Annotated in this window: 8 protein-coding genes; all 8 read right to left on the bottom strand. The window is 42.5% G+C overall.

The features are described 5' to 3' along the window. Positions 1-8 precede the first annotated feature (8 nt). The 8 genes from mgrA to P1X15_RS13400 all read right to left on the bottom strand — a co-directional run bounded on the left by mgrA (position 9) and on the right by P1X15_RS13400 (position 13,725). Complete coding sequence (mgrA, locus tag P1X15_RS13435) at positions 9-1,001, bottom strand: L-glyceraldehyde 3-phosphate reductase (RefSeq protein ID WP_277338644.1); 993 nt, start codon at positions 999-1,001, stop codon at positions 9-11. An 86-nt stretch (positions 1,002-1,087) separates the two neighbouring features. Further along, positions 1,088-3,040, bottom strand: coding sequence for a sialate O-acetylesterase (locus tag P1X15_RS13430; RefSeq protein ID WP_277338643.1), 1,953 nt, complete (start codon positions 3,038-3,040; stop codon positions 1,088-1,090). 50 nt (positions 3,041-3,090) lie between these two features. Further along, complete coding sequence (locus tag P1X15_RS13425) at positions 3,091-4,095, bottom strand: glycoside hydrolase family 5 protein (RefSeq protein ID WP_277338642.1); 1,005 nt, start codon at positions 4,093-4,095, stop codon at positions 3,091-3,093. Next, entirely contained in the window at positions 4,092-5,324 is a 1,233-nt protein-coding gene (locus P1X15_RS13420) for an AGE family epimerase/isomerase (RefSeq protein ID WP_277338641.1), read from the bottom strand. The genes P1X15_RS13425 and P1X15_RS13420 overlap by 4 nt, the downstream gene beginning before the upstream one ends. Positions 5,325-5,330: 6 nt before the next feature. Continuing rightward, positions 5,331-6,518: a glycosidase gene (locus P1X15_RS13415; RefSeq protein WP_277338640.1), complete on the bottom strand. Its 1,188-nt coding sequence runs from the start codon at positions 6,516-6,518 to the stop codon at positions 5,331-5,333. A 169-nt stretch (positions 6,519-6,687) separates the two neighbouring features. Continuing rightward, positions 6,688-8,517, bottom strand: coding sequence for a sodium:solute symporter family protein (locus P1X15_RS13410; protein WP_277338639.1), 1,830 nt, complete (start codon positions 8,515-8,517; stop codon positions 6,688-6,690). A 258-nt stretch (positions 8,518-8,775) separates the two neighbouring features. Continuing rightward, a complete protein-coding gene (locus P1X15_RS13405; protein WP_277338638.1) occupies positions 8,776-11,979 on the bottom strand; it encodes a VCBS repeat-containing protein in 3,204 nt (1,067 codons plus the stop codon). A 210-nt stretch (positions 11,980-12,189) separates the two neighbouring features. Next, the gene (locus P1X15_RS13400; RefSeq protein ID WP_277338637.1) at positions 12,190-13,725 is read right to left on the bottom strand and encodes a SusD/RagB family nutrient-binding outer membrane lipoprotein; all 1,536 of its coding nucleotides are present in this window, start codon (positions 13,723-13,725) and stop codon (positions 12,190-12,192) included. Between the last annotated feature and the right edge of the window lie 10 nt (positions 13,726-13,735).

The following is a 13,735-nucleotide window of genomic DNA, read 5'->3' as shown; positions in this document are numbered from 1 at the left end:
CCACATTCCTAATTGGCCAAAACAGTTTCGATATGAGCTAATTCGTCCGCACCAAAGTGCTGGTTTTCTAAACACTTCAAAGAATCATGTAATTGAGAAACACGACTCGCCCCAATCAGCACCGACGTAATGCGGCTGTCTTTGAGCAGCCATGCCAGTGCCATCTGAGCCAAAGTTTGACCACGTTGGATTGCCAACTCATTGAGCTTTCCTATTTTTTCCAAAGTTTGAGGCGTAAGTTGACTTTTTTTCAAGAAACCATGCTCTTTAGCAGCCCGCGAATCGTGAGGGATTTCTTTTAAATACTTATCTGTCAACAACCCCTGCGCCAACGGAGAGAATGGAATACAACCTACCCCCGACTCTTGCAGTACCTCCAAAAGTCCACCTTCAACCCAGCGCTCCAACATCGAATATTTGGGTTGATGAATCAGGCAAGGCGTACCTAATTGTTTTAAAATAGCAATAGCTCGAGCCGCATCTTCCGCCGAATAATTAGAAATCCCAACATACAAGGCTTTTCCTTGCCGTACGATGCTATCAAGGGCGCCCATTGTTTCTTCCAAAGGGGTGTTTGGGTCAGGACGATGTGAGTAGAAAATATCCACATACTCTAGTCCCATTCGTTTGAGGCTTTGGTCACAGCTCGCAATAAGGTACTTGCGCGACCCCCACTCCCCATAAGGCCCCGGCCACATCAAATAACCCGCTTTTGAAGATATGATAAGTTCGTCTCGATGCGCTGCAAAGTCTTTTTTAAGAAGTATCCCGAAGTTTTCTTCCGCAGACCCTGGAGGCGGGCCATAATTGTTGGCTAAGTCAAAATGAGTAATACCCGCATCGAAAGCCGCTCTTAAAATGGCTCGATAGTTTTCAAAAACATCAACCCCGCCAAAATTATGCCATAGCCCTAGCGAAATAGCGGGTAAGCTCAGGCCACTTTTGCCACACCGACGATAAGTCATGTGGTCATAGCGAGTATGATTAGGAAGATAGGTCATAGGTTAATCTTTGTTATTTTTAAGAACTTCGTTTTTATACACTTGATTGTTACCCCTCAAAATCGTTTTTGAAAAGCGCGTGTATTTTATTCAAATTTTTTACCTACTGTTTTTCCTGCCCAATTGTCGGTTCGAAAAGGGCTAGCCGGGAGTCCTTCGCTGTTGAAAAGATTGGCATCTTCTGGGGCATCTGCCCATGAGTAGCGCACAGCAATAGGTTTTTGACCTTTGGGATGATATACTTCTACTTTATCACCGATGATTTCGGCTTTGGCATAATAAAATACCTTGTCTTCCCCCGCAATTTCAAAGCCTTTTACGTACCCAAATTTATCTTTGACGCTCAAGCCGTCACCCGCAAAATTGAAAGAAATGATAGCCTTATCTTCATCAAACTGCACCGACTCATACATAGGTCCCGAATGAAGTACCTCTTGCCCGTAGTCAAACTTGAGGGCATTGAGTGCGAGGCGATGCCCTACGTCTTGTTTGTTGGTAGGGTGAATATCCTTGGGATTTCCGACATCAATCGTCACGGCCATGCCTGTTTTGGGTACCGACAAAGTCATGGTTTGAGCTTCCCGAAGCTCGGCCCAGCTACTACCATTGTTGCTATTTTGATAGGCCCCAAAGCTTGATAATTGTACAAAATAAAATGAAAACGTGTCATTCCATTTTTTGCGCCAATCCTGAATCAGCAGTGGGAAAGTTTGGCGATACTGGTAAGCCCGTCCTGCGTTTGATTCCCCCTGATACCACAAGGCTCCTCTTATACCAAATGGAAGAAGCGGTTCTATCATCGCATTATAGATAGTAGTACCGACATTGTTGCTGCTATGATTGTAGGTGTGAGGCTCTGCAAAAGACGGCATCAAATACCATCCCGATGCCAAGCTTACTTTTGTGTCTTTGGTACTTACATACAAATCGTCGGGACTGCCATTTACTCCCAAACCATACCACGGAAATTGTACCATATTTCCGAATTTGACCACCAATTGATTTTTGCCTTTTTTCCAACTTTGTGCAGGAATTGTAATCTTGCGTGTCCCTTCTACGATTCCTTCCGAGACCAATTGCCCATTGATGTAGATTTCGTTGAAACTATCTTGAATTCCGAGTCCTAGTGTAGTAGGCTGAGAAATCATCTCATCAAAAACCTCTACCTCACAAGCCATAAAACCTTTACCTCTAAACATCCAAATGCCTTTCCAATCCCACTGCCCCAAAGGGCTTCCTGCTTTTAGCCACTTTGAAAAATCATATCCCGCTTCAGTGTAATTTTTCTCGTCAGCTGGAGTGGGAACCCCTTCGCTTCCGAGCAATTGTTTACGCGTTTTTTTGTCCAAAATCGCATCCGCTTCTTCCCAAGTTTTGGGCAATGCCTGGGCATAGGCTTTTAGTTCATCATTTGTAAGCATGGCTTCTTTGCTAATCCATCCCTCTACCTGCGAGCCCCCCCACGACGAATGTAGTAATCCAATAGGCACTTTAAGTTTTTGGTACAATTCTCTCGCAAAAAAGAACCCTATCGCCGTAAAATTCCCGACGTTTTCTTCATTACAGATTTTCCATTCACCCGCTGCCAATTCTTTTTGGGGAGTAATCGTGACTTCATGCCCCACAAAAAAGTGCCGTATTTGGGGAAAATCAGCGTTTTTCTTTTCTTCTTTATAATTATCGGCCTGCTTCACGGGCCATTCCATGTTGGATTGCCCCGAACACAGCCATACTTCTCCCATCAAAATATCTTTCACTTCGATTTTTTCAGATTTGGTCGTCACCACCATTTGGTGAGGCCCACCTGCCTCCATAGGCGAAAGTTTTACTGTCCACTTCCCTGTAGCATCGGCTGTTATTATTTGTTTTTGGCCTGCTAGGGTGATGGTTACTTTTTCTTTGGGCTTAGCCCACCCCCACACAGGAATCGGTTTTTGACGCTGCAATACCACATGGTCAGAAAAAAGACGCGCAAGCTTGAGTTGGGCAGAAGCAGAAAATTGAATAATAAAAAGGCCAAAAAGTAGAAGTTTTTTCATTGATGGTAATGTATAAAATGATGCCTTTATGAGCAGAAGGCACTGCCTAATCATTTATTATACTCTAAAAGCACTTTTTTGAAATATTTTCCTTGTCTTGTAGGCGTAAAATCCCAATCTGAAAACATACGAGGCGCCCAACGATCATCAAAAACCCACACTACCCAGCTAATTCCAAGCTCTGCGGTGTATTTTGTGATGGCATCTCCATAAGACTCATCGCTTATTACAGGTACGTGAGCGCCTGCTTCGTCGGCAGTACAAAAACCAATTTCAGTCAAAATAAGAGGATACTTTTGGGCTACAAATCCCCAATCAGCAGTCCACTTTTCTTCCCAAGGTTTTTCTCTTTTCATGGGGTAAGGATGACTCACATAGCCAATGCCCTCGGCTTGAATCGGATTGTCTTTGACGGGCGTGAGGTCATAGGCCCAATTGAACCCTGCTACCAAGACCACCGTATCGTTGCCATGCGCCCTGATGATACCAATCATCTCCTCGTTGAGTTCTTTCCACTGCGCCCACGAGCAGGTCCCTAGCTGTCCTTTAGCGATGGTAGGCTCGTTGAAAAGTTCAAAAAAAGCAACCGTATTGTTTCCCTTATAATGCTGCGCCATTGTCCGCCAAAACTCAAAGGTTTCTTTTTGGGTCGTTTCATAGTTATCAGATTGGTACATTTCGGTCCGCAGATTCCCGATTGTGTGCCAATCAATGATGACATACATTCCCAATTCGGTCGCCCATTGTACGCCATCATCAAGCAATTTTAAATAATTCTTTTTGCCATGGCGCCGCCAAGCAGAAGGATGCACCGGAAAGCGGAGTACATTCGCTCCCCAATTTTTAGCCTCCTGAAATATTCTTTTGTCCCAATGCCCGCCGCTAAAAAGTTTGTCGGGGTCGCTCATATTTAATCCACGAAATACGATTGCTCTGCCCTGCTCTGTTACAAACTGATTTCCCTTTACTTTTATTTTTGGCAAAGAAGATTGTGACTGTGCGAGGTTGGAAAAACAGGCAAAAAGCAGTAAAAGGAATAATAATTTTTGCATCATTCGGCATTTAATTTTGATTCGATTTTTTTGAGTCTCATCAAGATTTGCATACAAGCTCGGGCATTGTGATAAGGGCATTTCCAAAAACCCATGCGATCTTCCTCCTTCATAGGCGACATATCAGGATGCACTCCCCAATCCCACTCACCTTGCTCTGTATTGATGAGATGATTTTTTGCAAAATCCCAGAGTTTTTGCACATACTCCCAAAAACGGGTGTCGTTGCTTATCATAAAAGCATTGAGATAGCCTACCATACCCTCCGCTGTCACCCACCACTCCCGGTGAGCGTCCCAATGATTTGTTTCGGGGTCGTATTCATGATTTAAACTACCGTCCTGGTTCCTCCCTTCGATAGTAGCGGCGGCCAAGGTAAGGGCGATTTGCTTCCACTTATCTACCAGAGGCTTATCGTCCACTATTTGGGCGGCTTCGTACAATAGCCACGAAGCTTCAATATCATGCCCAAACGAAATAGCTTGGGTTTGGGGCTGCCAAGCAGCATCAAAAAAAAGACGCAGGTGTTTGCTATCAGGCGATAAAATATACTGCTCAAAAATCCAAAGAAGATAACGAATGCGTTGTTTTACTTTGATATTTGGCCAAGCTCTATAAAGATTGACATACGCTTCTACAATGTGTAAATGCGTATTCATGGTTTTGGGGTCATTGCGGTCTTTTTGGCTGAGTCGCAAGTCCTCCAATCGCTGCCAATCTCGGCTAAAAGCTTCGCAATATCCTCCATTGACAGTATCAAAGCTATGTTTTTCGATAGTCTCAAACAGTTCAATCGCAAATTCTAGTGCCGCTTCCTGTTTAGTAGCGCGGTAGTATTCACTTACGCCGTAGAGGCCGAAAGCAAGGCCGTATATTTGCTTTCGGGTAGCAGAAGCGCTACCATCGGCATTCACAGCCCAATACACTCCTCCGTAGGTAGTATCACGAAAATGAGCAAGGAAGTATTCAAAGGCACGGGTAGCCGTTTGGAGTAATTCCTGTGAAGATATTTTGGAAAATTTATGATCAATACTCAATCGATAAGCCGCCGCAAACGTCCATAAAATACGAGCATTGAGTACGCCTCCTTTGAGTGCATCAGTATGCTTTTGAGCGTCATAGGTCATTTTTCCAATAAAACCCCCATGAATAGAATCAGGAGCATTTTTGAACCAAAACTGGAGAATATTCCCCAATTCTTCTTCTATTTCTTGGAGGAAATAAAACTGCATTGTTTGTTAACTACCTGTTTTACCAATAAAAGACAAATTGCTATTAATCAAACCCTTAACTATCTCGACAGACGTAGCTGACCGAAACCCATCTGAGGGAGTATGGGTACAGTAATCCAGTAGTTTTTCGATGGTACTTGTTGCTACATGCATACGGGTATCAGAAGAAGCATAGTAAACAAAAACCGTACCGTCGTCGTCCAAAATCCAACCATTAGAAAACGTCACATTGGAAACATCTCCTACTCTTTCTTCGCCTTCAGGTGCGATAAAATAACCCGCAGGCTTGTAGATAACTTTGGTAAGGTCATCAAGAGAAGTCATAAACATATAAAGCACATAACGCAATCCAGCGGCGGTATTGCGCACTCCATGCGCTAAATGCAGCCAGCCTTGAGGGGTCTTAAGGGGCGCAGGGCCTTGTCCATTTTTGACTTCATATACGGTATGGTAGCGTTTTTCGTCAATAATAAACTCTTTATCAATCACGGCATTTTCCATAGAATCGGTAAATCCTAAGCCAATCCCTCCTCCTGCCCCTGCCTCAATAAACCCATCCTGCGGGCGGGTATACAAGGCATATTTTCCATTCACAAACTCTGGGTGTAAAACCACGTTTCGTTGCTGAGGCGAGGGTGTTTTGAGGTCTGGCAGGCGCTCCCAATGCGTCAAGTTTTTGGTACGTGCGATGCCACATTGAGCTACCGCCGCGCTTTCGTCTCCTTTTTGGGCGTAGGGGTCTTTGCGCTCGGTACAAAACAATCCGTAGACCCAGCCGTCTTGGTGCGAAATCAAACGCATATCATATACGTTGCCATCGGGCAGGTCTGTTTCGGGCATGGTGATAGGAAAATCCCAAAAGCGAAATTGGTCAATTCCATTGGGACTTTCGGCAATGGCAAAAAAAGACTTGCGATCACTTCCCTCCACCCTTACGGCCATCAAGTATTTCCCTTCCCATTTGATAGCACCGGCATTGAAAGTAGCATTGAACCCAATACGCTCCATCAAAAATGGATTGGAGAGAGGATTGAGGTCATATCGCCAAAACAAAGGTATATGCCCCGCCGTCAAGACTGGATTTTCGTAGCGATCATATATGCCATTTCCCAATTTTTTGGGGAGATTTTTCTTAGAAATCAACTCTTGATGAGCCTCCTCTAGCAAAGAAAGGCGTTCGTTAAATGTAGTCATCTCAATAAATATCTAAAGTTACTGTTAGAGCAAAATCATTTTTGTGATTAAGTAATTGCACCGCAGCAAGCACTTCAATAGTTTTTGGGTAATTCAAATGGGGTAATACTTTAGTTTTGAACAACTAATCGAAACATTGGGGGCGATTAAAATACTTCACTGCTGTCACTTAAACTTTGGGTAGCTTTTGGTACCAAGTTTTCCATAAAATACCCACACTCACCGCCAATACCACCGCCGTTATTAAACTATGCGTGGGCATCAGCAATACCACGTATACTGGCAGAGAAGTAATGGCCGTTTGAGCTACAATGCCAATGAAAACATTGAACATATCTAAACCAAAATTTTTATTGGGTTTAAAATCAGGTTCTTCTTTTACTATTTCCTGATGAATGGGTTCCCAAAAACCCCACGGACGTACATCTCGGTAAAATTTCTTGAGAACTTGCCTATCGGTAGGCGGTGTAAGAAGTGCCCCTCCCACTGCCCCTATAAACGACAACACCAGAATCAATGGAAAGTAAAACAAAGGCAGGGTATTAGGAAAAATATAGGGCAAGGCCATCGCCGAAACAATGCCCGCCGCCATTCCCCAAAAAAATCCAGAGCCATTGAAGCGCCACCAATGCCATTTTAGTACATTGGCTGCTACGTATCCCCCATACAATGCCCCCACAATCCACTGTAATACACTATTGACATCTTTAGCAAAAACCCCAAAAATGATGCTAATTCCTACGAGCACAATTCCTATCATATAATTGGCACGACTCACCTCTTCATTGGAAGCTTGGGATTTGATTGATTTGAGATAAATATCATTGACAACGTATGCCTGTGCGGCGTTAAGAGTGCCAGCAAAACTTCCCATAAAAGCAGCCAACAATTCGACCAAAAACAACCCTAATAAACCAGCAGGGGCAAATTTGAGAATAGTGGCGGGCAAAATTTTCTCAAAATCTACGCCTCCCTCTAACGAGTGAATATCAAGCTGATGATAGTATAAAAGCCCTAGCACCGTGACCCCGATAACCATAAAATAACGCGTTGGCAGTAATACTACATTGACAAACATACTCATCAAAGAAGCTTCCCGAGGCGAACGCGTCGAAAGGATTTTTTGCATATCATAGTTGGGAGCAGGGCCCGCCAAACTTGCCAATATGCCCTTAGTCAACATCAACGAAAAAAACATACCAAAAGGGCTATATTTATCGTCCACTATTTTTTGATTAACTTCAGAAATAATACTTGACCAATCCAAATGTAAGTCCCACCCAAAGAAAAGATTAGACCAATCCGCTGGTACAGGAAGGGTATGCCCCGCCAACTCACTCATGGCTACAATCCCAATCGCTACCGCTCCAATCGCCATAAGGCTATATTGTACCACATCGGCCCATACGATACTCGACATCCCTCCCATGACTGAGTAAAAGACCGCAAAAAATGTAAAAACGATACCATACAAATGTGGCACAAACTCAGCTGAAACCGTAAATGGTAAGTAGGGCGCAATCGATGAAAATGGGATAAAAATCTCTACAAACTTGCCTAATCCAATAAATCCATAAGCCATAAACCCAAAACAACTCAGCAATGCAAAAGCTATGATGATTTTGTGAGCTAATTGGGCATCTTTTTTATCACCAAACCTAGTTAGCATCCACTCAGCACCTGTAGCTGCGCCTGACTTCCGCAACCAACTAGCCAAGTAAACAAACATAAAAACTTGATTAAAAACAGGCCATAGCCATACAAGCCAGATACTTTTGAGACCATACACAAACATGATCGACACCATCCAAATCGTACCTGATATGTCAAACATTCCAGAGGCATTTGAAATACCCAACATCCACCAAGGCAGGTTGTTTCCGCCAAGCATGTAGTCTTTTTTACTTCGTTGCGCACGCTTTTTTGTAATTACTCCAATGGATGTGATAGCTACCAAATAGAGTACAACTACCAAAATATCAAGTTCTTTAATTTTCATTTAAGTCGGCTAGGGAGCAGCAAGGCATTATATTGAAGGTCATTTTTATTGCATCATACAAAAAGCTTTTAGTTGGAGGAAAATAGCAGAATATGCCATATTTACGTTTCTACAAAGTTCGCTTTTTGAAGCTAAGAGTATATAATACTATTTTGCTCGTTTTTTGCATTTTTTCTACAAAAATAATTTAAAAAAGGTGTGGTAAATTTTGTAAAAGACCTCTACCACCCCCACTTCAGTTACTTCTTATTAGGCTAATTATTCTTTCTTATAAATCGATGATTTACCCGAATTAACTCCCACAATCAACTGTTTTCCAGCCATTACCACCGAGCGAGCATCCCCTCTCACATACAATCCCGATAGATAGGGAGGTATGTATTCGAAACCACCTTTTTTATTATTCATAAAAATCTGACCAAAATTAGCATCTATGTTGCCAATTCTGACCCTTGAGTGAGTTTGATTTCCAGCCAAAACCAAATCTTTAAAACCATCTCCATTTATGTCTTCGCACAAGATGGCATAAATGGGCGCAAATTGGGCTTCGATAGGGAAAGTTTTAGGCGTAAAACGCCCATTGTCATTGACCAAATACAGGGTAGAAAGTGTCGTAATTTCCCGTTTTTCGGGTGTTTTATCTTTAAAAACAGCCAAAATATCCTCTGTTGTAGCGATGGAATACTTTTCATGATTATTGTACGCTTTTTTGAGCGGTACCAACTGATCCGATAACTCATCTTTGCTGTAAGCAGGATAACTCTTTCCTTCAATAAAATAAGAAATGAAAGGATCTATTCGGCCATTTCCGTCAAAATCATCAGTGTAAAGTGTCATTGGTTGCGTAGCGGAAGCTTTCCATTGGGAGTTTAAACCATAATTTCCCACCACTAAATCTTTGTCTCCGTCGTTGTCAAAATCGGCGGCTGATACACTTTGCCAAAGTCCCGTTGTTTTGTCTAGCTCATCCGTGACACGTTTGAAAGTACCTTTTTCGTTTTTTAAGCGTACGATACCTGTCCACTCCCCTACTGCCACAATATCCTCATAGCCATCTTTGTCCATGTCAAGCACACAGGCATCGGTGATAATTCCTAAGTTTTCGAAGGCTTGATTTTCAACTTTGGTAAACTTACCGTTGTCGTTGCGATACAATCTAGAAGGGTTAAAACGAGGATACTCTTGAGGCACTACCCCACCCGAAACAAACAAATCCAAATCACCATCTTTGTCAAAATCAAGAACTTCGACGTCGTTATCGGCAAAATTTTCGGCTACCAATGCATCAAAGTTTTTGGTAAATCCTCCCTTACCGTCATTGAGATAAAGACGATTTTGAAGCATCAAATCATTGGGCAAATACTCATAGCCTCCACTCGTGACGTACAAGTCCAAATCCCCGTCTTTGTCAACATCAAAAAATACAGCATCAGTATCTGTACAAAGCTCGTCTTGTTTGAATACAGTTAGTTCTTTTTTAACAAACTTACCCCCTGCCTGCTGCAAAAACAATTGCCCTGCTTGGCCTTTTCCCCCTCCCAAATAAATATCGTCAAGGCCGTCTTTGTTGACATCCCCTTTGGCCAAACACGGCCCTTGATAAGAGTACATATGAGGTAGCAGCAGCTGCCGACTGAAATCATTGAACGGAATTTGCTGATGTTCAAAAACAAGATTGTCAGAAGGTTTGAAGAGCGGCTTGATGTTAGGTTTTACTAGGCTGTGATTCGGACTATATTTGATTTCTAATAGTTGATTGGAAGCGACTTTGGTCAACTTTTGGGCTTTTTGATCTGGCCATATCACCACCACACTGTCTATTTTAGGGTAAGTTCCTAACCCAAAATGCAGCGGAATCATCATGCTGCTTTGATAACCATGCGTAGGCGTAAAAGCCCGGTATTGTTCCAAATCATTACTATAAACATACACTTTCGTTCCAATTACTGACTTAGTTGGCATGCCTATCAGCTTTACATCTAAGTAATTAATCTTCCCTTCATCGTTGGACAAATTCTGATAAAGGGAAGCTGCCTCGTTGATGTTGTTGGTGATGATTTCTAGGTCGCCGTCGTTGTCCAAATCTGCATATACTGCCCCATTTGAAATCACGGGGCTATCAAATCCCCAATCGGCCTGTTTGTTAGAAAATGTCAAATCATGATTGTTTCTAAAAACATAGTTGGGCGTTTTGGTAGAAGGCATTTTTTTGATGACCTCCATTACACTTTCTTTATTGTTTTCGCCGATTTCGGCATAGTATTTAATAAAATCGTTGTTGGTATAATCGCGCAAGTAGCCATTGGTCACAAACAAATCCTGAAAACCGTCATTGTCATAATCGGCGAGCAAAGCCGACCAAGACCAATCGGTATTGGAAATGCCCGCTAGCTGCCCTATTTCTGAGAAAACTGGTATAGAAGCCTTAGGATTTTTGGGGTTTGAAGAGACTTGATTTCCAATGTTTAGCTGTAGCATATTCCGCATGGTTTGGTTGTGTAAGCCATAGCGAAGCATCGAAAGATAAGCTTCATATTTGTCGGGTCCAAAGAGCAATTTTTGACGTTTGTTATCTTCTGGAAGCATATCCATGGTGATAATATCAGGCAATAAATCATTGTTGACATCACCCACTTCATTGCCCATCGAAAAATAACTCACGTGATTGGTCGCTTGGGCGATTTGATCCGTAAAAGTCCCGTCTTGGTTGTTGAGATAAAAATAATCGTTTTCGATATAATCATTGGATACATAAATATCCATCCAACCATCACCGTTGAGGTCTGCGGTGCTAATTCCGAGGCCAAATCCAATAGGGTTTCCTTTGATACCTGCATTGACACTCACATCTACAAACCTCCCATTGTCGTTGCGTAGAAGTCTATCGCCAGCCAACGAATCTCTCATAAAATGTACCGCTTCTACATCAAAACGTTTAAAATCTTTGACGTTGTGATTTAGCACATAGGCATCTAAGTCACCGTCGTTGTCATAATCAAAAAACGCCGTTTGAGTAGTGTAAGTAGGTAAGTCTAGGCCATATTCTACCGCCTTTTCTATAAACTTAACATCGTTTTTGTCTTTGGTTTGATTGATATAAAGTTTGTTTTTTCGCAATTCAGGACGATCTATATTACTTGATACCGACACGTAAATATCTTGCCATCCGTCATTGTTGATATCTACCACAGTCACTCCCGTTTTCCATTCGCCTTTCCACTCAATTCCCGCACTTTGGGTAATATCTTTAAAATGTAACTTTCCTTCATTGAGATAAAGTTTATCAGAGCCTTGGTTGGCCGTAAAGTACAAGTCTACTAGGCCGTCGTTGTTGAAATCTGCTGCTGCTACCCCTCCTCCATTGTAGAAATACTCATAATTAAGCACATTATCTTGCTCAGTTTCTTCGATTTTATTGACAAAATCTAAACCTGTCTTATCTGATTCTAATTTTTTGAACATAGCAGATTGCTCTTTACAAGCGCTCAAGCCCAAAATTCCTAACAAAATAATTCCTAAATTTAATTTTAACATTTTAATGTGTGTAATGTCTTTTCTCATAAGGATTTCTTTAATTAAGCTACCCCCAGCCGTTGCCGGGGTCAAGTTAATCAAAAAAGGACACCTCTTTAGGAAATGTCCTTTTTTGATAATCATTGAGCCTAGCCTTATTTATTGTTTATCCCACCATACCCGAGTGGTAAACAAGTCAGCACCTTGACGTGCTACGGCAGCATCGATGTTAGGATTGACTCCGTATTCGCCTTGCGAATAGCGCAAACGACGCGGAATTTGTCCATTGGTTTCATTGCCAGGATAGTTGACAGGTGTCAATTTAGGATAACCCGTTCTGCGCCAGTTAGCCCATGCTTCGATATGTTGTAACAATGAACCAGTCGACATCCAGAATTCGGTATGAATGGCATTCATTTTAGCATCAAGCGTACCAGCCGTTGGATAAGGGTTAGCAGCCAAATAGGTTTCTGCATCGGCATCGGTGAGGGTTCCTCCGTAAGAATTGATTTGTTTGATACCTGCTTTTACGCCGTTGTCATAAGCGGTTTTGGCAGTACCAGTGACCCAACCTCTTTCGATAGCCTCAGCTTTGAGCAACTCTGACTCAGTATAAGTCATTACAAATTGCGTATTGCCAAGGTTATACATATTAGGTGCAGGACGTGAATAATTGGCGCGATCATTTAGCGGAGCCGACAATGCCGCAAGCATCGTAGCATCGGTGCCGATTGGCAATCCGATTTGTTTATCGGGGGTTTTATCTCCTGATTTAAGTGCCGATACTACGCCCAAACGAGGGTCTTTGCGTGCTTTCATAGCCTCAATGTAGGTTTTGCCCCACTGAATATTGTCAGCAGTCACAATACCACGCCCCCCTGGAAACATATTCCAAGAGTTAGGGTTGGCGTTGTTTCCAGCACCAGTATTAGCAAATTTTACCCCGAAGCTATCATCGATGCTTGTCATCAAACCACGGTCAGCGGCTTTTTTGGCCCAAGTCTGAGCAGCCGCAGCGTCTACTTTTTGCATACGCATTGCAAAACGAAGCATCAAAGAGTTAGCAGCACGTTTCCATTTGTTGATATCTCCTCCAAACACCAAGTCGGCAGTAGTAGGAATGTAAGCCGAAGCACTCAAAGCATTTCCAGCTTCTTCGAGTTCTTTGAGCATATCCGCATAGATGTCTTTTTGGGCATCATATTTAGGGGAGAATGTACCCGTCAAAGCAGCATATCCCGCTTCTGAGTAAGGGACATCACCATATACATCCGTCAATACCCCAATTTCAATCACTCTCAAGATACGCGCCATCGACAAGATATTTACTTGTTTGGCATCAGCTTTAGAAAGTTCAATCAAATTGACTAAGTTTTTGATAGAATTTGGATAAGCTCTTTCAAACCAAGCGGCACTCAAATCTCCCTGAAAAGTGTAGACAGTACCACGGTAAAAACCTACTTCTACCGACGACATATGTTGCATCATCATAGCAGCGTAGATAAAATTGGTACGCCACGAACGATAGCCCGGGTCGCCACCTTCTCCCGTAATGAAGAGGGTCGATTGGGCTAAAAGGTAATCAAGAGGTACTGAAGAAGGAGCGTTGGGGTTAACGTTGATGGTTTCAAAATCTTTCGTACACGACCCCAAGGTACCTATTAGACAAAGAATTAATGCTATTTTACGTATCATGGTCAAAATT

This window comes from Runella sp. MFBS21, assembly GCF_029433105.1.
Classification (GTDB): Bacteria; Bacteroidota; Bacteroidia; order Cytophagales; family Spirosomataceae; genus Runella.
Note: the sequence above shows the minus strand (reverse complement) of the source record. Positions and strands in the feature narration are given on the sequence as shown.

Coding starts and splice junctions, on each gene's coding strand:
- P1X15_RS13400 (WP_277338637.1), bottom strand. CDS start 13,725: ATGATACGTAAAATAGCATTAATTCTTTGTCTAATAGGTACCTTGGGG.
- P1X15_RS13410 (WP_277338639.1), bottom strand. CDS start 8,517: ATGAAAATTAAAGAACTTGATATTTTGGTAGTTGTACTCTATTTGGTA.
- P1X15_RS13415 (WP_277338640.1), bottom strand. CDS start 6,518: ATGACTACATTTAACGAACGCCTTTCTTTGCTAGAGGAGGCTCATCAA.
- P1X15_RS13430 (WP_277338643.1), bottom strand. CDS start 3,040: ATGAAAAAACTTCTACTTTTTGGCCTTTTTATTATTCAATTTTCTGCT.
- P1X15_RS13420 (WP_277338641.1), bottom strand. CDS start 5,324: ATGCAGTTTTATTTCCTCCAAGAAATAGAAGAAGAATTGGGGAATATT.
- mgrA (WP_277338644.1), bottom strand. CDS start 1,001: ATGACCTATCTTCCTAATCATACTCGCTATGACCACATGACTTATCGT.
- P1X15_RS13425 (WP_277338642.1), bottom strand. CDS start 4,095: ATGATGCAAAAATTATTATTCCTTTTACTGCTTTTTGCCTGTTTTTCC.
- P1X15_RS13405 (WP_277338638.1), bottom strand. CDS start 11,979: ATGTTCAAAAAATTAGAATCAGATAAGACAGGTTTAGATTTTGTCAAT.